The sequence below is a fragment of the Sphaerisporangium sp. NBC_01403 genome, assembly GCF_045040145.1.
Classification (GTDB): Bacteria; Actinomycetota; Actinomycetes; order Streptosporangiales; family Streptosporangiaceae; genus Sphaerisporangium; species Sphaerisporangium viridialbum.
Genome location: NZ_CP109534.1, coordinates 2,198,380 through 2,217,308, shown reverse-complemented (window position 1 = coordinate 2,217,308; position 18,929 = coordinate 2,198,380). Strand labels below are relative to the sequence as shown.

23 protein-coding genes are annotated in these 18,929 nt (G+C 72.3%); 14 read left to right on the top strand and 9 right to left on the bottom strand.

What is annotated here, in order from left to right; translation table 11 throughout:
* Nucleotides 1-115: 115 nt before the first annotated feature.
* Nucleotides 116-1,477: an MFS transporter gene (locus tag OG589_RS09695; protein WP_405148029.1), complete on the bottom strand. Its 1,362-nt coding sequence runs from the start codon at nucleotides 1,475-1,477 to the stop codon at nucleotides 116-118.
* 226 nt (nucleotides 1,478-1,703) lie between these two features.
* Here OG589_RS09695 and def point away from each other — a divergent pair, with 226 nt between their 5' ends.
* From def to OG589_RS09640, 11 genes are all read left to right on the top strand, one after another.
* Nucleotides 1,704-2,183, top strand: a complete 480-nt coding sequence (gene def, locus OG589_RS09690; RefSeq protein ID WP_405148027.1) for a peptide deformylase — start codon at nucleotides 1,704-1,706, stop codon at nucleotides 2,181-2,183.
* Between the two features lie 161 nt (nucleotides 2,184-2,344).
* Nucleotides 2,345-3,094, top strand: a complete 750-nt coding sequence (locus OG589_RS09685) for a hypothetical protein (RefSeq protein WP_405148026.1) — start codon at nucleotides 2,345-2,347, stop codon at nucleotides 3,092-3,094.
* Between the two features lie 5 nt (nucleotides 3,095-3,099).
* On the top strand, nucleotides 3,100-4,377 hold the full coding sequence (locus OG589_RS09680; protein ID WP_405148024.1) for an SRPBCC family protein: 1,278 nt from the start codon (nucleotides 3,100-3,102) through the stop codon (nucleotides 4,375-4,377).
* Nucleotides 4,378-4,422: 45 nt separating this feature from the next.
* Entirely contained in the window at nucleotides 4,423-4,830 is a 408-nt protein-coding gene (gene gvpJ / locus OG589_RS09675; RefSeq protein ID WP_405148022.1) for a gas vesicle protein GvpJ, read from the top strand.
* Nucleotide 4,831: 1 nt separating this feature from the next.
* On the top strand, nucleotides 4,832-5,704 hold the full coding sequence (locus OG589_RS09670; protein ID WP_405148020.1) for a GvpL/GvpF family gas vesicle protein: 873 nt from the start codon (nucleotides 4,832-4,834) through the stop codon (nucleotides 5,702-5,704).
* A gap of 3 nt (nucleotides 5,705-5,707) precedes the next feature.
* On the top strand, nucleotides 5,708-5,929 hold the full coding sequence (locus OG589_RS09665) for a gas vesicle protein GvpG (protein ID WP_405148018.1): 222 nt from the start codon (nucleotides 5,708-5,710) through the stop codon (nucleotides 5,927-5,929).
* A gap of 47 nt (nucleotides 5,930-5,976) precedes the next feature.
* Nucleotides 5,977-6,408, top strand: a complete 432-nt coding sequence (locus OG589_RS09660; RefSeq protein ID WP_405148016.1) for a gas vesicle protein — start codon at nucleotides 5,977-5,979, stop codon at nucleotides 6,406-6,408.
* A gap of 1 nt (nucleotide 6,409) precedes the next feature.
* Nucleotides 6,410-6,832 (top strand): gas vesicle protein, encoded by a 423-nt coding sequence (locus OG589_RS09655; RefSeq protein WP_405148015.1) that lies wholly within the window; start codon nucleotides 6,410-6,412, stop codon nucleotides 6,830-6,832.
* Nucleotides 6,825-7,655, top strand: coding sequence for a GvpL/GvpF family gas vesicle protein (locus OG589_RS09650; RefSeq protein WP_405148013.1), 831 nt, complete (start codon nucleotides 6,825-6,827; stop codon nucleotides 7,653-7,655). Before OG589_RS09655 ends, OG589_RS09650 begins: the two co-directional genes overlap by 8 nt.
* Nucleotides 7,645-7,890 carry a gas vesicle protein gene (locus OG589_RS09645; protein WP_405148011.1) on the top strand — a complete coding sequence of 82 codons (246 nt, stop codon included), beginning with the start codon at nucleotides 7,645-7,647 and terminating at the stop codon, nucleotides 7,888-7,890. The genes OG589_RS09650 and OG589_RS09645 overlap by 11 nt, the downstream gene beginning before the upstream one ends.
* Nucleotides 7,871-8,254 (top strand): gas vesicle protein K, encoded by a 384-nt coding sequence (locus OG589_RS09640; RefSeq protein ID WP_405148009.1) that lies wholly within the window; start codon nucleotides 7,871-7,873, stop codon nucleotides 8,252-8,254. Before OG589_RS09645 ends, OG589_RS09640 begins: the two co-directional genes overlap by 20 nt.
* A 6-nt stretch (nucleotides 8,255-8,260) precedes the next feature.
* Here the strand turns inward: OG589_RS09640 and mshC are convergent, their stop codons facing one another.
* Nucleotides 8,261-9,484, bottom strand: coding sequence for a cysteine--1-D-myo-inosityl 2-amino-2-deoxy-alpha-D-glucopyranoside ligase (gene mshC, locus OG589_RS09635; protein ID WP_405148007.1), 1,224 nt, complete (start codon nucleotides 9,482-9,484; stop codon nucleotides 8,261-8,263).
* Nucleotides 9,485-9,721: 237 nt separating this feature from the next.
* Between mshC and OG589_RS09630 the strand changes: the two genes are divergently transcribed.
* Nucleotides 9,722-11,392 (top strand): serine/threonine protein kinase, encoded by a 1,671-nt coding sequence (locus tag OG589_RS09630; protein WP_405148006.1) that lies wholly within the window; start codon nucleotides 9,722-9,724, stop codon nucleotides 11,390-11,392.
* 6 nt (nucleotides 11,393-11,398) lie between these two features.
* Here the strand turns inward: OG589_RS09630 and OG589_RS09625 are convergent, their stop codons facing one another.
* The 5 genes from OG589_RS09625 to OG589_RS09605 all read right to left on the bottom strand — a co-directional run bounded on the left by OG589_RS09625 (nucleotide 11,399) and on the right by OG589_RS09605 (nucleotide 15,111).
* Entirely contained in the window at nucleotides 11,399-12,154 is a 756-nt protein-coding gene (locus OG589_RS09625; protein ID WP_405148004.1) for an NRDE family protein, read from the bottom strand.
* 76 nt (nucleotides 12,155-12,230) lie between these two features.
* Entirely contained in the window at nucleotides 12,231-12,995 is a 765-nt protein-coding gene (locus OG589_RS09620; RefSeq protein WP_358561944.1) for an SCO1664 family protein, read from the bottom strand.
* On the bottom strand, nucleotides 12,992-13,555 hold the full coding sequence (locus OG589_RS09615; RefSeq protein ID WP_405148003.1) for a DUF3090 domain-containing protein: 564 nt from the start codon (nucleotides 13,553-13,555) through the stop codon (nucleotides 12,992-12,994). Before OG589_RS09615 ends, OG589_RS09620 begins: the two co-directional genes overlap by 4 nt.
* Before the next feature lie 9 nt (nucleotides 13,556-13,564).
* On the bottom strand, nucleotides 13,565-14,278 hold the full coding sequence (locus OG589_RS09610) for a histidine phosphatase family protein (RefSeq protein ID WP_405148002.1): 714 nt from the start codon (nucleotides 14,276-14,278) through the stop codon (nucleotides 13,565-13,567).
* 11 nt (nucleotides 14,279-14,289) lie between these two features.
* A complete protein-coding gene (locus OG589_RS09605) occupies nucleotides 14,290-15,111 on the bottom strand; it encodes an undecaprenyl-diphosphate phosphatase (protein WP_405148000.1) in 822 nt (273 codons plus the stop codon).
* A 190-nt stretch (nucleotides 15,112-15,301) separates the two neighbouring features.
* On the opposite strand from OG589_RS09605, the gene OG589_RS09600 reads away from it, so the two are divergent.
* Nucleotides 15,302-16,246, top strand: a complete 945-nt coding sequence (locus OG589_RS09600) for an aldo/keto reductase (protein ID WP_405147998.1) — start codon at nucleotides 15,302-15,304, stop codon at nucleotides 16,244-16,246.
* A 238-nt stretch (nucleotides 16,247-16,484) separates the two neighbouring features.
* A complete protein-coding gene (locus OG589_RS09595) occupies nucleotides 16,485-17,441 on the top strand; it encodes a hypothetical protein (RefSeq protein WP_405147996.1) in 957 nt (318 codons plus the stop codon).
* Between the two features lie 18 nt (nucleotides 17,442-17,459).
* Here OG589_RS09595 and fabI read toward each other — a convergent pair whose 3' ends face one another.
* Together fabI and fabG are read right to left on the bottom strand one after the other, a co-directional pair.
* A complete protein-coding gene (fabI, locus tag OG589_RS09590; protein ID WP_405147995.1) occupies nucleotides 17,460-18,224 on the bottom strand; it encodes an enoyl-ACP reductase FabI in 765 nt (254 codons plus the stop codon).
* Entirely contained in the window at nucleotides 18,224-18,928 is a 705-nt protein-coding gene (fabG, locus tag OG589_RS09585; protein WP_405147994.1) for a 3-oxoacyl-ACP reductase FabG, read from the bottom strand. The genes fabI and fabG overlap by 1 nt, the downstream gene beginning before the upstream one ends.
* Between the last annotated feature and the right edge of the window lies 1 nt (nucleotide 18,929).

Below are 18,929 nucleotides of genomic sequence, written 5' to 3'. Positions count from 1 at the left end.
GTTTCACCGTTGGGTCCCTCCTGTTACCTCTGTGCTACAAGCCGCCAACCGTGTTCACATCCGGAGCGGATCGCCTGTGCGCACATCGCCGCGATCGCCCCGTGAGGGACCTCGCTCAGACGCGGGCCGCCGCGAGGCTCGGCGCGATCCGGGCGCCCACCGTGCGCAGGTAGCAGAACCAGGTCAGCGCGCCGCAGGCCGCGTAGAAGCAGGCGAACGCGGCGAGCGCGGCGCCCGCGCCGCCCGTCGCCGCGATGGAGGTGCCGAAGCCGCGGTTGATGAAGAACCCGCCGAAGGCACCCACCGCCGAGATGATCCCGACGGCCGCCGAGCTGTCCCGCCTGCCCGCCGCGACGGCGGCCGCGTGCGCCGCCTCGTCCCCGGCGGGGACGCCCTCGATCGCCTTGGCCTTGAAGATCGCGGGGATCATCCGGTACGTCGAGCCGTTGCCCACCCCCGTCAGCGCCACCAGCAGCAGGTAGGCGCAGAAGAACAGGGCGAAGCTGTTCGCGCCCAGCCCGTAGGCGACCAGCGCGACGGCCGCCGCCATCGCGGCGAAGTTCCACAGCGTGACCCGCGCCCCGCCGAGCCGGTCGGACAGCCGCCCGCCGACGGGCCTGATCAGGGAACCGACCAGGGCGCCGAGGAAGGCCCAGGTGACGGCAGAGGCGTGCCCGGGGAACTGGCTCTTGATGAGCAGCGGGAAGGCGGTGGTGTAGCCGATGAACGAGCCGAACGTGCCGATGTAGAGCAGGGACATGATCCAGGTCTGGGCCCTGCCCGCGATCTTCAGCTGGTCCCTCGCGCTCGCCTTGGCGGAGGTGAGGTTGTCCATGAAGAAGAACGCGCAGACGGCGGCGGCCACGATGAACGGCACCCAGAACAGCCCGGCCGCCGCCAGCCCGAACCCGGTGATCACCAGGGGCATGGCGAGCTGCACGGAGCTGACGCCGATGTTGCCGCCCGCGGCGTTCAGGCCGAGCGCCCAGCCCTGCCTCCTCTCGGGGTAGAAGTAGGTGATGTTGGCCATGCTGGAGGCGAAGTTGCCGCCGCCGAGACCGGCGGTGGCGGCGATGAGCAGGAAGGCCCAGTACGGCGTCGCCGGGTCGCCGACCGCCACGGCCAGCAGCACGGCGGGCACGAGCAGCAGCAGTGCGCTCACGACGGTCCAGTTCCTGCCGCCGAACCTCGCGGGCGCGAACGTGTAGGGCAGGCGCAGCGCCGACCCGACCAGGTTGGGCAGTGAGACCAGCCAGAAGAGCTGGTCGGTGGAGAAACGGTAGGCGCCGAGCTTGACGGCGACGATGCTCCAGACGGTCCACAGGGTGAAGCCGAGATGCTCGGCGAGGATCGAGAACACCAGGTTCCTGCGGGCGACGCCCTTGCCACGGCTCTCCCAGAAGCCGGGGTCGTCCGGGTTCCAGTCGGCTATCCAACGACCCTTCGCCGGCACGGTCCGCGCAGCCTCAGCCGTCACGGTTCCTCCTATTTTGGTGTGAAACGGGAGGTCCGAACGTACCGGAAAAGATCACACCGTCTGACGACGGTTGTCAGATATCGGCGTTACGTCGGACGCACCGGCGAAACGTGTGATCCACCGGCATCACGGCGGCAACATGGATTTAACAAAGATTGCCTGAGCAGAAGACCGGGCACTCCTCTGGGGAACCTTCCAACGGAGTCGTCACCCCCCAGGAGCGGGCATGACCAGCGTCCAGCCGATCAGGCTCTTCGCCGACCCGGTGCTGCGCACCGTCGCCGACCCGGTCAGGGAGTTCGACCGCTCCCTGCGCGAGCTGGTCAAGTCGCTCCAGGCCACCACCCGCGCCGGGTCCGGCAGGGCCGGGCTCGCCGCTCCGCAGATCGGCGTGCCGCTGCGCGTGCTGGTCTTCGAGGTGGACGGCAGGTCGGGCCACCTGGTGAACCCCCGCATCGAGGCGTCGGAGCGCACCGTCGTCGCCGACGAGGCCTGCCTGTCGGCCCCCAACATCTGGTGGCCGCTGGAGCGTTCCTACTCCGTCGTCGCCCGTGGCCGCGACATGCACGGCAGGCCCGTCACCGTGCGCGCCCTCGGGACGCTGGCCAGGGTGCTCCAGCACGAGGTGGACCACCTCGACGGCGTCCTGTTCAGCGACCGCCTCCCCGCCGAGGAGCGGGAGCGCTTCCTGGCGGCCATGGCGTAGGACGGGCTCCTCCGCCGGCCTCGGGACGGCCCGGCATCCCCGGGCACCGCACACCTTGATCCTCTGTGTGCTATGTCCCTTTTTTCCGAAAATGAGCGTTGCATGCCCATGTGGTGGGGTAGGGCAATCGACGATTCGGCAGGCCAGAGAAGGAGGCAATTGTGACAGGCGGACTGAAGGTTGCCCTGGCCGTCGCCATCGGCTACTTCCTCGGCCGGCATCGCCGGTTCAAGCTCGCGGTCGCGCTCGGGGTGGCGGGAGCCACGGGCAAGCTCGGCGGGACCCGGGGGAACCTGCTGGAGCAGGGACTGAAGCTGGTCAGCTCGTCCCCGGAGCTGGAGAAGATCATCAGCAGTGTCCGCGGCGAGCTGTTCGAGGCCGGGAAGGCCGCGGCCAAGGCCACCGCGAGCAGGCAGGTGGGCTCGCTGAGCACCAAGCTCCAGGAGCGTGCCGAGGCCCTGCAGCACGCGGCCAACGTCGCCGCGGGCCTGGAGGACGTCGCGGGCACCGCGACCGGCGCCGCCGCCGGTGCCGCGACGGGCGCGGCCGGTGCCGCGACGGGCGCGGCCGAGGGCGTCACGAAGACGGCGAGAGGCGGGGTCAGGGGCCTTCGCGACCGGGCGACCGGCGGGATGCGCGCCGCCAGGTCCCGCGTCCGCCCGCCCGCCGCGGAAGAAGAGGAAGAGCCCTACGAGGACGAGTACGAGGAGTACGAGGACGAAGAAGCGGAGTACGAGGAGGAGGCGCCCCCGCGGCGCGGGCCCGCGGGCGGCAGGACGACCGGACGCGGAGTGAGGGAGCCCCTGGACGACGAGGAAGAGGACGAGGAGGAGGAGCCGGAGCCGCGCGGTCGTGTGGTCCGTGACCAGCCGCCGCCGCGTTCCCGTCCCATTCGCCGGACCCGGGGGTGACTTCCATGGCGGACAAGGGCAAGGGGGGAGCGGCCGGAGGGCTGCTCAGCCCGATCAAGCACCAGCTACGCGGCATCGCCGGCATCGCCGGCAAGCTGGCGCTCGCCGCGGTGAAACGCAAGGTCGAGCAGACCACCCAGCAGCTGACCGGAATCGCGGAGGGCGGCGGGCTCAAGACGCTGGGCCAGCTGGCCGGCTCCGAAGGCAAGATGGGCAGGGTCAAGGGTCTTGCCAAGATGGCCTGGAGCGGCCTGAAGCAGAAGCTCGGCTTCGGCGGGGCGGCGGGCAAGAAGAAGCTCAAGCTCACCAACATCGTCGAGTCGCTCGACTTCGGAGCCCCGGTCCGCCTGGTCTACGACGTGTGGACGCAGTTCGAGGACTGGCCGACCTTCACCAAGAAGATCGAGAAGGTGGTCCAGGACAGCGACGAGAAGCTCACCTGGCAGGTGAAGATCTTCATCCCGCGCCGGACCTGGGAGTCCACGATCATGGAACAGGTCCCCGACGAGAAGATCATCTGGCGGTCCAAGGCCGCGAAGGGCTACGTCGACGGGGCGGTGACCTTCCACGCGGTCACCGACGACATGACGCGGGTCCTGATGGTCCTCGAGTACCACCCCAAGGGCCTGATAGAGCACATCGGCAACCTGTGGCGGGCACAGGGACGCCGCGCACGCCTTGAGTTCAAGCACATCCGGCGCCACATCATGACGCAGGTGCTGCCCCACCCCGAGGAGGTCCAGGGCTGGCGCGGCGTCATCCACGAGGGCGAGGTCGTCAAGGACCACGAGACCGCCCTCCGCGAGGAAGAGGAGCGCGAGGAGCGCGAGCGGGAGGAGCGTGGCGAGGCCGAGCCCGAGGAAGGCGAGTACGAGGGCGAAGAGGCCGAGGAGGGCCGGGAGCCCGAAGAGGGCGAGGAAGGCGAAGAGGCCGAGGCCGCGGAGGCGGCGGAGCCTGGGGAAGAAGAGGAAGAGGGCGCGGAGGAGCCTCGTGAACGGCGCCGCCGTCCCTGGGGCAGGCGAGGAGAGCGCCAGACCCGGGGCGCCGTCCCGGCGGAGGAAGAGGAACCGAGGGCACGGCGCCGCAGGCCCGAGCCCGGGGAGGGCCCGCCCCGGCGGCGCAGGCCCGAGAGCGGGGAACCGGGAGAGCCACCGGTACGGCGGCGCAGGCCGGAGGGCGGCGAGCCCGGTGAGCCGCCGGCACGGCGGCGCAGGCCCGAGGCCGGCGAGGGCGAGGAGCCGCCTCCCCGGCGGCGCCGCGAGCCCGAGCCCAGGGGCCGATGAGATGACCCGCCACTCCGCAGACACCGAGACCAAGGAGCGCAGCGTATGACCATCGTGCAGCCCTCAGGGGGCGGAGCGGCCGGCCGGTCGTCTTCGGGCGGCGGACTGGCCGACGTCATCGACACGATTCTCGACAAGGGCCTCGTCATCGACGTCTACGTCAGCGTCGCCCTCGTGGGCATCGAGCTTCTGACCATCAACGCACGCGTCGTCGTCGCCAGCGTGGACACCTACCTGCGCTTCGCCCAGGCGGTGAACCGGCTGGACCTCGCGGAGGGCCAGAAGGGGCTTCCCGAGCTGATGCAGGACATGACGCAGGGCGTCGCCAAGTCGAAGACCAAGGGCATCGCTCAGGGCGCGCTGGAGGCCGCGGGCGAGAAGCTCCGCGACTTCATCACCGAGCCCGAGGAAGAGCCGGCGCCGCGTCGCAGGCGCAGGCGGGAGGAGGACTGATATGGCCCGCTCGACCCCAAGTGCCGCGGCACCCGGATCCGGCCAGAACACCCGCGAGACCCGGCAGGACGTACCCGAGGGCTCCCAGGCGGGCGAGGCCTCCGGCATGCCCGGGCCCCCGAGCGAGCAGGCGACCGCCTCCTACATCTACGGGATCCTGCCGGCGGACGTCGAGCTGACCCCCGAGGCCCGGGGCGTCGGGGATCCGCCGGGCGAGATCAGGCTGGTGCGCCATGACGACATCGCGGCGCTGATCAGCGACCTCCGCCTGAACCGGCCACTCGGCAAGCCCCAGGACCTCGTGGCCCACCAGAGCCTGCTCGACGACGTCGCCGCCGAGGTGCCGGTGCTCCCGCTGCGCTTCGGCGCGGTCATGGAGAGCCCGGAGGCGATCGTCAACGAACTGCTGGCGCCCCATCACGACGAGTTCCGCTCCGCGCTCGAAGACCTCGAAGGCCGCGCCCAGTACGTCGTCAAGGCGCGCTACGAGGAGGGGACGGTGCTCATGGAGGTGCTCCAGGAGCAGCCGGAGGCCAGGCGGCTGCGCGAGGAGATCCGCGACCTGCCCGAGGAGGCGACCTGGGACTCCCGGATCCGGCTCGGGGAGATCATCAACCAGTCGATCGAGGCCAAGCGGGACGCCGACACCCAGACCCTGGCCGAGGGCCTGGCGCCGCACGCCGTCGCGGTCGTCATCCGCGAGCCGACCCACGAGGAGGACGCCGCACACCTGGCGGTCCTGGTGGAGACCGACCGGCAGGAGGAGTTCGAGGAGGCCCTGAACGAGTTCGGCCGCAGGTGGGCCGACCGCGTCACCCTGCGCCTGCTCGGCCCCCAGGCGCCCTACGACTTCGTCACGACACAGAGGGCCTGAGACATGGGTTTGTTCGGCATGCTCGTCAGCTGGCCGCTCGCACCGGTGCAGCTGCTGATCAAGCTCGGCGAGCTGATAGAGCAGCAGGTGGACCAGCAGCTCCACGACCCGGCGTCCGTGCGCCGCCAACTGGAGGAGGTGGAGGAGGCCAGGGCCGCCGGCCTGATCTCCGAGGAGGAGGAGGCCCGCGCCATGGAGGACATCCTCCAGCGGATGATCTCCTGAGCGGCGCGACCGCCTCGTGAGCGGCGAAAGGAAGTGATGTCGTGCCCGTGAGCCGCGGATCCCACGGTGAGCGTGGTGGGCGCGCCGCCGGCGGTTACGCGCGCGGCGACTCCTACGAGTACGACGACGCGGTGGACGAGGAGACCCCGGCGGAGGACGACGAGCTGCGGCCGCCGCCGGGACGCCGTGCCGGACGGGTGCGGCCCCCGCGGCGCCTGACGGCGGCCACCGCCGGCCAGGCGGGGCTGCGCTACATCAGCGAGCTGACCGGCAAGGACGTCGAGGGCGTCACGCTGGTGCAGCCCGCGGGCGACGGGTGGACCGTCGAGGTCGAGGTCGTGGAGGACCACCGCGTCCCGTCCTCGGGCGACACCCTGGGGATCTACGCGGTGGACCTGGACTCCGAGGGCGACCTGGTGTCGTACCGGAGGGTCCGGAGCTTCAAGCGCGCCAAGGGCGACACGGGCGGGGTGTACTGACATGTCCGACCCGACGCGCTCCGCGCGCGTGACGCCGCAGCCGTACGGCTCGCGTGCGCCCGTGGCGCGTGACTCCGGTGGCAATCTCGGCGACATCCTGGAGCGCGTGCTCGACCGGGGTGTGGTGATCGTGGGCGACATCCGCGTGAACCTCCTGGACATCGAGCTGCTCACGATCAAGCTGCGGCTGCTGATCGCCTCGGTGGACACGGCGCGCGAGCTGGGCATCGACTGGTGGGAGCACGACCCGTGGCTCAGCTCCAAGGACCGCGACCTGGTCGAGGAGAACCGCACCCTGCGCCGCCGCCTCGCCGCCGTGGAGGGCGAGGAGGAGCTCCCGCCCATCGAGCGGGCGCGCGGGACCGAGACCTACGAGAGCGACACGGCGTACCGGGGCGCCGGCCGGAAGGACCGCGGTGGCTGACACGGGAACGTATCTGTACGCGGTCACCCGCGAGGAGGAGCGCCTCGACCCGGCCGCCCTGGAGGGCCTGACGGGCGTGGCAGGCACGCCCGTCCACACGGTGGCGCACGCCGGGCTTGTCGCGTACGTGGGCACCGTGCCGCTGGAGGAGTTCGGGGAGGGGCCGCTGCGCCGTTCGCTGGAGGATCTGGACTGGGTCGGCGAGACGGCCCGGGCGCACCACCGCGTCGTGGAGGCCGTCGCCGAGGCGGCCTCCACCGCCCCTGTGCGGCTGGTGACCGTGTACAGCGGCGAGGACCAGGTCCGCGACATGCTGGACCGCAGGCGCGACGACTTCGCGGCGGTGCTGGCGCAGGTGGCCGGACGGCGCGAGTGGGGTGTGAAGGCGTACGCCGAGCGGGCCGCCGAGCCGCCGCCCCCGGAGCCGGGCGCTCAAGAGGCCGCTCCCACGAGGCCGGGCACCGACTACCTCAGACGCCGCAAGGAGAGCCTGCGCAGCCGGGACGACGCCTGGCGCGACGCGGCCCGGCGCGCCGAGGAGATCCACGCGGCCCTGGCGGCCGTCTCGGTGGCGAGCAGGCGCCACCGGCCCCAGGATCCGCAGCTGTCCGGCCGCGACGAGTGGATGCTGCTGAACGGCGCCTACCTCGTCGAGGAGGACCTGAGCGAGGAGTTCGCCGCCACCCTGGAAGCGCTTCGCGGGCCCGGAATGGAGATCGAGCTCACCGGCCCGTGGGCGCCGTACTCCTTCACCCAGCTTGAACCGGGCGGCCCGGAGGCCGAGCCCGGCGGCCAGGAGGCGGGGGCGCGCGATGGCACGTGACCTCGCCCCGAGAGGGGCCCGGCTGGCGGCCGACGGACGGCTGCCGGCCGAGCGGGTCGCCCTGGTGGACCTCCTCGACCGGCTGCTGGCGGGAGGCGTCGTGATCACCGGCGACCTGGTGCTGTCCATCGCCGACATCGACCTGGTGCGCATCTCCCTGCGGGCCCTGATCATGTCGGTCCGGGCGTCCGAACCGCTGGAGACGGGGGTGCGGCATGAGCGGTCCCCACTCTGAGCACCCCTCCGCGCCGCGCGGTCCCGCGCCCGCGAGGGTGCGCCGGGCGCCGGAGGGCGCCGGGCGCGAGGCGGCGGAGTCACGCTCGGGAAGCTGGCATCTCGAGACCGACCCCGAGACGGTCGAACGCGACCTGACCCGGCTGGTCCTCACCCTGGTCGAGCTCGTCAGGCAGCTCGTGGAGCGCCAGTGCGTGCACCGCATGGACCAGGGCGACCTGACCGAGGACCAGATCGAGACGCTCGGCCTGACGCTGATGCGCCTGGAAGAGGCCATGACCGAGCTGTGCGAGCGCTTCGGCCTGTCCCCCAAGGACCTGAACCTCGACCTCGGGCCCCTCGGCACGCTGCTCCCGACCGACTGAGCCGGGCTAGAGCGCGACCCCGAGGAGCGTGTCGGCGATGGCGCGCACCAGGGCGGGCGCTCCGGGGTCGGTCGCCTCCCCTCCGGACGCGCGGGCGGCCCAGGCGTCGACTGCCGCGAGGGCCCCGGGTGTGTCCAGGTCGTCGGCCATGCGCTCCCTGACCTCCCGCAGCACGGGCAGGGCGTCCGGGCCGGCGGGCAGGCCCGCGGCGGAGCGCCAGAGCTCAAGCCGCCGCGTCGCGGAGCCGATCTGGTCGCCGGTCCACTCCCAGTCGGATCGGTAGTGGTGGGCGAGCAGGGCCAGCCGCACCGCCATGGGGTCGTGCTCGGTGCGAAGCCGGGAGACGAACACCAGGTTGCCCCGGGACTTCGACATCTTCTCGCCGTCGAGCGCGACCATGCCCGCGTGCACGTACGCCTTGGCGAAGGGCCACTCCCCCGTGGCGACATGCCCCTCGCTGGCGCCCATCTCGTGGTGGGGGAAGATCAGGTCCGAGCCGCCGCCCGACACGTCGAACCCGCTGCCGAGGCAGTTCAGCGCGATCGCGGTGCACTCGACGTGCCAGCCGGGCCTGCCTGGGCCGAAGTCCGACGGCCAGGACGGCTCGCCGGGACGCTCGGCCCGCCAGAGCAGCCAGTCGAGCGGGTGGCGCTTGCCCTCGCGCGCGGGGTCGCCGCCGCGCTCGGCGAACAGCTCCAGCATCCGCTCCTCGGAGTAGCCCGAGACTGCGCCGAACTTCGGCGCCGCGGCGACCGAGAAGTAGACGTCGCGGCCGACCTCGTAGGTGGCGCCCTTGTCCTTCAGCCGCCCGATCAGCTCGGCGACCTGGGCCACTACCTCGGTGACGCCCACGTACTCGTCGGGCGGCAGGATGCGCAGCGCCTCCATGTCGGTGCGGAAGAGCTCGATCTCGCGCTCGGCGAGGTCGCGCCAGTCGATGCCCGTCTGCTCCGCGCGCTCCAGGAGGGGGTCGTCGACGTCCGTGGCGTTCTGGGTGAAGTGGACCCCGTGGCCGGCGTCCCGCCAGACGCGGTTCACCAGGTCGAAGGCCAGGTAGGTGTTGGCGTGCCCGAGATGGGTCGCGTCGTACGGCGTGATGCCGCATACGTACATACGCGCCTCCGGCCCAGGGGATATCTCCCTGATCTCCCGCGCCGAGGTGTCGTAGAGCCGGAGAGGAAGGCCGGCGCCGGGCAGGGGGGAGATTTTCGGAGCGGACCACGATCGCATGCCCTGAGCCTATCCAGGTGGCAGGGTGGTGCGATCACACCGGGGTGTCCGTTTTGGGGCCTGAGAGCCCATCGTGGCCAATGACACAAAACAGTACTTAGGTACGTTCCAACGTGGCAGAATCTTGCCGCCGCGGTTCGGGGACCGGCGCTGAGCATCACATGCCAAGGGAGAGCACATTTGCCGGCTTTCAGGCCCCTGGGGCCCACCGATCCCACGAAGATCGCCTCCTATCGGGTGACCGGACGGATCGGTGAGGGCGGCCAGGGGGTCGTCTACGCGGCCGAGAGCGCGTCGGGCGAGCGGGTGGCGGTGAAGCTGCTGCACCGGCGTTTCTCGGACGACCAGCAGGTGCGGCGCGCGTTCGGCGTCGAGCTCCGCCAGGCCCAGCGGGTCACCGATCCCCGCGTCTCCCGCGTCCTGGCGTACGGCATCCACGACCACCGCCTGTACTACGCCGGGCAGTACGTCGACGGCCCGTCCCTGTGGGAGGTCGTGGAGAGGCAGGGCCCCCGCCCCGAGGGCGAGCTGGCCGGGCTGGCGACCGCCACGCTGGCGGCCCTGGCGGCCATCCACGAGGCGGGCGCGGCGCACGGCGACTTCCGGCCCGGATGCGTGCTGCTGGGTCCCGACGGGCCGCGCGTGATCGACTTCGGGGTCGGCCGCGCTCTGGACGGCACGGCAGCGACCGGCCGGCCGGCGGGCACCTCGCCGTTCACCGCGCCCGAGCACCTGGCGGGGACGGTCCCCGGCCCCGAGGGCGACCTGTTCGCTTGGGCGGGCACGATGGTCTACGCCGCCACCGGGCGGGCCCCCTTCGGCCAGGACTCGGTGCCCGCGGTGATCAACCGCATCCTGAACGGCAGGCCCGACCTGTCCGCGCTGACCGGGGCCCTGCTCGGCGCCGTCGAGGCCTGCCTGGACAAGACCCCCGCCCGGCGGCCCTCCGCGCGTGAGCTGCTCGCCCGCCTCCAGGGACCCGGCTCCTGGTCCGGCTCCCTGCCCCCCGCGCCGCCGCCCCTGCCGCGCCTGCCCCCCTCACCGCCGCCCGTACTGTCCCTGCCCCCCGCGCCGCCGCCCGCGCTGTCCCTGCCCGCCGCGCCGCCGCCTGTGCCGTCCACGCCCGGCGTGCCGGCGCGGCCGGGACGCGACGCCTCCCCGCCGCCCAGGTCGTACGAGGGGCCCATCCCGCTGAGCTCGCGGCCGATGTGGCCGAGGCCCAGGGAGGTCGCCCACCTTGACCCGGCCCCCCGGCGGCCGACCGCGGCGGTGACGGACGCGCCGCCTCGGCCCGGCGAGTTCCCGGCGCAAGACGCCGTGCCGCCGGACAGGCAGGCCCTGACCCGCCGCAGGCGCCGCGAGCGGCGCAACCGCGCCCTCGCCGTGGGCGGCCTCGCCCTGGTGTCCGCCGTCGCGGTGGCCCTCGTCGCCGCGCCCGGCGGCTCCACGAAGGGGGAGGTGCCGGGGGTGGCCCTCGCCCCCACGCTGGACCTCGCGCCCCCGCCCACCCCCGAGCCGGAGGTCACGCCGGCCGCCGAGCCGACCCCGGTGCCCTCGCCGTCGGAGAGCGGGTCCAAGGCGGCGGAGGACCTCGCGCCGAGCTGGAAGGCGACCACGACCCGGGTGGCCAGGCCGGTGCTGGCGGTGACGCCCGCCAAGGTCCGCGTCCAGTCCGACTACATCTTCTACGTGAACATCAGGCTCAAGGCGCCGGGCGCGGCCGTGCACTGGCGCGCCTCGATCACCGAGGGCGGCGTGCTCAGCTCGACCAAGGGCCGCATCAACGCGGGCGGCTCGGCCATCGTCACCGCGTACGGCACGCCGTACTGCAGCACCTCGAAGGTGCGGTTCACCTCCGACGGCGGCGACAAGACCGTGACGATCATCTGGGGCGGTGTGCTGTGCTGAACGGGCTCACGCGGTGCCCGGCACCCGCATGACCTCATGCCACGAGCCCGGGTCGGCGGGACGCGGGCAGAACTCATAGCGCAGGGCCCCAGCGGCCAGGGCGACCAGCGTGATCGAGGACGTGCCCCACACGCGCCCGTCCGCCAGCTCCTCGCGGACCACCAGCGCCCTCGGATCGGTGAGGTCAAGCCCCGCGCCGGACGCGAGCCCGCGCCATGCCGCCCACCCCTCCCCCGGGCCGTCGCCCGTGTCGCGCGCGGAGGGGCGTCCGGCGCCGGCGAAGAGCGGCCGGAAGAACGCGGCCCGGGCGCCGGCGGCGGCGCGGTCCCACCCGCTGTTGACGATGACGTGCACGCCCGCCGGGAGCTTGTCGTCGTTCACGTCCCGCCCGTCCCAGGTCCACAGCCGCACACCGCCGAGGTCGGCGACGAGCAGATGGAACGGGTCGTAACAGGACAGGTCTCCCTGGGGAAGCTCGCCCGAGGCCGCCGCCCGGAGCGGCAGGTCGCCACGGGACCTGCGGGCCGAGGGATCGGCCTCCCGGCCGCACCCGTTGAGCAGCGCGGCCACGCGGGGGCCGCCGGGGTCGGCTGCGAGCCAGGTGCCGCCCGCCGACAGGTCGCGCCCGCCCACCAGGCCGGGGAACTCCGGCCAGTGCGCCGCGGGCGGCTCCCAGGGCCGCGCCGCGAACTCGTCACGCACCCCCGCGAGCACCACGGGCGTCTCCGCGCCGGGCTCGACACCGATGATCACAGTGCACACGCCATTCCCTCCAAGGCCGGTAGAGATGGACAGGCCAACCAGGGTACGCCTCCGGCGCGGCGGGGTCAGTAGCGCGTCAGATGGGCGGCCAGGGGATCGCGGGCCAGTCGTCGGAGGGATACGGGTGGATGCCGGTGCTGAGCAGCCGGCGCACCCGTTCCCACGTGGCCTCCACCTCCGGGAGCGTCAGCAGCTCGCGCAGCCGGCGGCCCAGCCTGCCGCGCTCGATCTCGCGCTCCAGCCTGGCCAGGACGTTCACCGCCTCGCGCGGAAGCGGCTTGCCGCGCCACTGCCACAGCACGGTGCGCAGCTTGTCCTCGGCGGAGAAGCAGACCCCGTGGTCGACGCCGTAGATGTGCCCGTCGGGCAGCGGCAGCAGGTGGCCGCCCTTGCGGTCGGCGTTGTTGACCACGGCGTCGAAGATGGCCATGCGGCGCAGCACGGGGTCGCGGCTGCGGATCAGGGCCATGAGGTCGGCCTCGGGGTCGGTGTCGATCCAGAGCTGGCACATGCCCGGACCGAACGGGCCGTCGCGGTAGACGCTCGGCGGCACGATGCGCCAGCCGGTGGCCGCCGAGACCTCGAAGGCGGCGACCTCCCGCGCGGCGAGGGTGCCGTCGGGGAAGTCCCACAGCGGCCGCTCGCCCCTGACCGGCTTGTAGACGCACTCGGCGACGAGCCCGTCGAGGCGGATGGAGCAGTAGAGCGTCATGTTGGTCGCCTCGACCAGACGGCCGGCGACCTCGATGGTGCCCTCGCGGAGCAGGCGCAGGGCGGTGACGTCGTCCAGCCCGGATGTGCCGGGGATGCTGCTGAGCCGGGGGTCGCTCTCTGCACTCACGTAGTGTCCCCCCGGTGGCCGTTCAGGCGAACGCAGATGTGTCCCTCCGCGTCGAGTGGCTGCCCGCAGAGCGGGCATGGCGGGCGTCCCGCCGCGACGATCTCCAGTGCCCGCTGGGTGAACGCGCGGGCGGCGGCGGCGCTGATGTGCACCCGCAGGACGGCGGAGCCGGGCCGGTCGTCGTCGATGACGGGCTGCTCCTCCTCGTCCTCTCCGGTGACCTCCTGCGCCTCGATGACCACCTGCGAGGTGTCGGGGTCCCAGGCCAGGGCCATGGTGCCCACCCGGAAGTCCTCGTCGATGGGAAGGTCGAGGGGTGCCTTGTCAGCGAGCTCCACCGGGGCCATGGCGGGCACCGGGGCGGTGCCTCCGCTGCGGCGCAGCACCTCGTCGAGCAGCTCGTCGAGCCGATCGGCCAGGACCGCGACCTGGAATTTCTCCAGGCCCACCGTCGTCATCCGCCCCTGTGCACGGGCCTGCAGAAAGAAGGTGCGTGATCCCGGTTGCCCAACGGCACCGGCCACGAACCTTTCTGGCGGATCGTAGTCGAAGACCGGCATAGCCCGACCTTACGTGGTCCCGGCTCCGCCGCCGACAGCGGCGTCGCTCTCGGTGGAACTTTCTCCCCCGTCTTGCCGCTCCGAACCCTCAGGCCGGGGCGGGGGAGGTACGAGATTCTCCACCCCGCCGCCCACGTCGTTGACCCTGAGGACGAACGGCCGCAGCGGGGTGTAGCGGATCGCCGTGAGGGACGCGGGATCGGCCGTGATGCGCTGGAACTGGTCGAGGTGGACGCCCATCGCGTCCGCCACGATCGCCTTGATCACGTCTCCGTGGCTGCACACCAGGTAGACCGCGTCGTCGCCGAGCTTGGTGTTCCAGTGCCGTACGGCCGCGACCGCGCGCCTCTGCACGCCCGCCAGCGACTCGCCGCCGGGGAAGACCACCGCGCTCGGATGCTGCTGCACCACCCGCCACAGCGGCTCCTCGGCCAGCTCCTTGAGCGGGCGCCCGGTCCACTCGCCGTAGCCGCACTCGCCGAACCGGTCGTCGCTCTCGACCTTGAGGCCTTCGCGCCCCTGGAGCACCGCCTGGGCGGTCTCCTGGCAGCGCTCCAGAGGGCTGGACACGATCGCGTCGAGGCGGAGGGGTGCCAGCCGCGCCGCGAGGGCCTCGGCCTGGGCGCTGCCTTGCTCGCTCAGATGAACCCCTGGGGTCCAGCCGGCGAGCACCGGCCCGGTCATGTGTGTCAGACCGTGCCGCACCAGAAGCAAAGTGGTCACAAAAGACAACCCTATTGGGCCGTGATCACCCCTAGAGACAACAGTGTCAACAGGAAGGCGCCGATGAAGACGCGATAGGTGACAAAAACCATCATCGAGTGCTTGGTGATGTAACGCAGCAGCCAGGCGATCGAGGCGTACCCGACGGCGAACGACACGACGGTGGCGATGAGGGTCGGCACGAGGTCGGGGCCGCCGCCCGCGCCGACGTCCTTCAGCTCGAACAGCCCCGACAGCACCACGGCGGGGATGGAGAGCAGGAACGAGTAGCGGGCGGCCGCCTCGCGGGTGAAGCCGAGGAAAAGCCCGCCCGTGATCGTCGAGCCGGAGCGGGACGCGCCGGGCACCAGGGCGAGCGCCTGGAAGCCGCCGATGATGAGGCCGTCCTTCAGCGTCAGCTCGTGGATGGCGGTTCGCTGCCGTCCGAGCTGCTCGGCCAGCAGCAGGAGCAGGCCGAACACGATGAGCACGGTGGCGTTGATCCACAGGTTGCGCGCCGGGCCCTCGATCTGGCTCTTGAACACCACGCCGAGCAGGCCGAGCGGGATCGTGCCGAGGCCGATGTACCACCCCATGCGGGCGTCCATGTCGCCGCGTAGCTCCGGGGTCCACAGGCTGCGCAGCCAGGTCCAGACGATGCGCACGATGTCGCGCCAGAAGTAGATGACCACGGCGAGCATGGTGCCGAGCTGGATCACGGCGGTGAAGGCGGCGCCCGGGTCGGACCAGCCGAACAGCCGGGGAACGATGAGCAGGTGCGCGGAGCTGGAGATCGGCAGGAACTCGGTCAGCCCCTGCACGATGCCGAGCACGATCGCTTGCAGTGCGTCCATAGTGCGCGCCAGCCTAGGGCAGCCCCGGCGTCCCGGTCAGCACGGCGGGTGAGGACCCGGCGAGGAACCGGTGAAGTAATGGTCGCGAAGGTGATGCGGGAGTGAACGTTCCGTGAGGAGCGAGCCCTCGGGGCGCGTCCTGCGCCATCGAGGGAAGTGAGACGTTCCAACGCGGTAACCTGGCCGGATCATGGATCAGCGATTGGTCGGTCGTAGCGGTCTTTCGGTGTCACGGGTGGGGCTGGGCACCATGACCTGGGGGCGTGACACCGGCGCGGAGGAGGCCGCCGCGCAGCTCGTCGCGTTCGCCGAGGCCGGGGGCACCCTGGTGGACACCGCCGACGTCTACGCCGGCGGCGACGCCGAGCGGCTGCTCGGCCGCCTGCTGCGCGACTCCGTGCCGCGCTCTGAGATGGTCGTCGCCACCAAGGCCGTCCTCACGCCCCGCGGGCCCCGTTCGAGGAACGCCTCGCGCCGCAGCCTCATCTCCGCGCTCGACGCCTCCCTCGCCCGGCTGGGGGTCGAGGAGGTCGACCTGTGGCAGTTGCACGCCTTCGATCCCGAGGTGCCCCTCGACGAGACGCTGGCGGCCGTCGACACCGCCGTGTCCTCCGGCCGCACGATGTACGCCGGGGTGTGCAACTACGCCGGGTGGCAGCTCGCGGCGGCGGGCGTCTGGCAGCGGGCGGCTCCCGGGCGGGCGCCGATCGTGTCCGCCCAGGTTGAGTACTCCTTGCTCGCCAGGGACGCCGAGCGCGAGGTCCTGGCCGCCGCCGAGCACGTCGGCGCCGGGGTGCTCGCCTGGTCGCCGCTCGGCCGGGGAGTGCTCACCGGCAAGTACCGCGTGGGCATCCCCGCCGACTCGCGGGCCGCCACGCCGCACTTCGCCGACTTCGTCCAGCCGTATCTCGACGAGCGGTCCCGCCGCGTCGTCGAGTCGGTCACCACCGCCGCCGAGGGGCTCGGGGTGTCCCCTCTCGCGGTCGCCCTCTCCTGGGTGCGCGACCAGCCGGGGGTGGCCGCGGCCATCGTGGGAGCGCGCACCCACGCTCAGCTCAAGGGCGTGCTGCAGGCGGAGGAGCTGACGCTGCCAATGGAGATACGCGAGGCCCTGGACGACGTCTCCGCCGACTAGCGCGAGCCTCGCGGACGGACATCTACGCCCACCAGCGCGAGCCTCGCGGACGACGTCTCCGCCGACCAGCGCGAGCCTCGCGATCGACCGAATCAGAATTCCGTTCGCGTATCACTACTCGGTACCGAATCGCACCTTTTCATGGAAAGACCGGCGTGTTGGCACACGATGGTCGAGGAGACAGCGGGAGGGGAGCCCGCGTCTCCACTACGCGTGTGGATGACGATGGAGGGGAACCATGCGTAAGGGGACGACCGCCATCTCGGCGGGAGCACTGACGCTCGCGCTGAGCGGGGGGACGATGCTGCTGGTGGCGGCGCCCGCCACGGCGTCCTCGCCGTCCTTGCTACGCGTGACCGACTGCGACAGAGGCGCAGGCCCGCTGTCCAGCCTCACCGGCCAGGTCTGCGACCTGGTGGGCGGGGTCACCGGAACGGTGGACGACCTCACGGGCGGCAAGGCGACGCCGGTCACCGGCCCCCTGAACGACCTCACGGACGACACGCTGAAGCCGGTCGCCGACACCCTCGGGAAGACGGCCGACAGGATCCTCGGCGTCGCGTCGCCCTCCGCGGCCCCGCCCACCGCCACGCCGGTGCCGAGCGCGGAGCCGAGCGAGGCCTCCGGCGCCGCGGGCCTGCTCGGGGTCGACATCGACGCCGGGTGCCTGCCGGTGGTCTCGGCGCCCGACTGCGGGCAGGCCGAGCCCTCCGCGGCCCCGAGGGCGCCCGCCGGACAGGACCGTTCCATTCCGAGCCACCCCCCCGCCGTGCCGGCCCCGCTTCCCGCTCCGCGGGGGCAGTCCTCGCCGCCACCGGCCGGCTCCCCGTGGCAGGGCACCCGCACCGGCGGCACTGGGCTCGACGACCACGGTGCCCTCGGTGACACGGTGGAGCGTGCCACGCCGTCCGCCCCGCCGTCGACACCGCCCTCGGCCGACGTGGAGTCACCGCCGCTCACGCCCCTGTGGCCGGGCCAGCCCCTCCCGATGCTGGCCGGCCGCCTGGACGCCCGGAAGGTCGTGCCGACCAGGCCGCCCTACGACGTGGTGGGCACCGCCCTGACGGCGGCACTGCTGGCCTCGGCGATCCTGGCGACCCGCATCGTGCAGGCCCGCAGGATCGACGGCGAGCCGCGGTCGATGCCGTTCGAGGGCCTGCGCCGCCCCGACTCGGGGCGGCACCGCCTGGCCTGACCCGGGGGTGGAGGCGCGTCAGACGCCCATGGCGTGGACGCCGCCGTCGACGTGCACGATCTCGCCGGTCGTGGCAGGGAACCAGTCGGACAGCAGGGCCACGCAGGCCTTGGCGGCCGGGGCCGGGTCGGCGAGGTCCCACCCGAGGGGGGCCTTGGCCGGCCAGCTCTCCTCGAACTCCTTGAACCCGGGGATGCTCTTGGCCGCCATGGTGCGCAGCGGGCCCGCCGCCACGAGGTTGACCCGGATGCCCTGCTTGGCGAGGTCGCGGGCGAGGTAGCGCGAGCAGGACTCCAGGCCGGCCTTGGCCACGCCCATCCAGTCGTAGACCGGCCAGGCCTTGGAGGCGTCGAAGTCGAGGCCGACGACGGCGCCGCCGTCCTTCATCAGCGGCAGGCAGGCGACCGCCAGCGACTTGAACGAGAAGGTCGAGACGTGCACGGCCGTGGCCACGTCTTCCCAGGTTGTGTTGAGGAAGTTGCCGCCGAGCGCGGTCTGCGGCGCGAAGCCGATCGAGTGGACCACGCCGTCGAGACCCCCGAGATGCTCGCCGACGCGGTCGGCGAGGGTGTCGAGGTGGTCGGTGTTCTGCACGTCGAGCTCGACCACCGGCGGCGTCTCGGGAAGCCGCTTGGCGATGCGCTCGACCAGGCTGAGCCGGCCGAAGCCGGTGAGCACGATCTGGGCGCCCTCCTCCTGGGCCAGCTTGGCCACGGAGAACGCGATCGAGGCGTCGGTGAGCACTCCGGTCACCAAAAGCCGCTTGCCTTCGAGAATTCCCATCAGTGCCCCATTCCAAGGCCGCCGTCGACCGGGACGACAGCCCCGGTGATGTAGGCGGCGTCGTCGCTCGCCAGGAACTTGACCGCCCGCGCGATGTCGGCCCCGCTGGCGGCGCGGCCGAGCGGGATGTTCTTGAGGATGGCCTGCTGCTGCTCGGGCTCGAGCGCGGCGGTCATGTCGGTGTCGACGAAGCCGGGGGCCACGACGTTGACGGTGATGCCGCGCGAGCCGAGCTCGCGGGCCAGCGACCTGGCGAAGCCGATCATGCCGGCCTTGGAGGCGGCGTAGTTGGTCTGGCCGGCCGAGCCGAGCATGCCGACGACCGAGGAGATGAGGATGATGCGCCCGCGCCGCATCCGCAGCATGCCGCGCGTCGCCCGCTTGGCGACGCGGTAGGCGCCGGTGAGGTTGGTGTCGATGACGTCGGTGAAGGCCTCTTCCTTCATCAGCGGCAGCAGGGTGTCCCTGGTGATGCCCGCGTTCGCCACGACGACCTCGACGGGCCCGTGCTCGGCCTCCGCCTTGGAGAAGGCGACGTCCACGTCTTCTGAGCTTGTGACGTCACACTTGACGCCGAAGAGCCCCTCGGGGGGCTCTCCCGAGCGGTAGGTGACGGCGACGGCGTCACCCGCCGCGGCCAGCTCGCGGGCGATAGAGAGGCCGATGCCGCGATTTCCACCGGTTACCAGTACTGAACGAGCCATG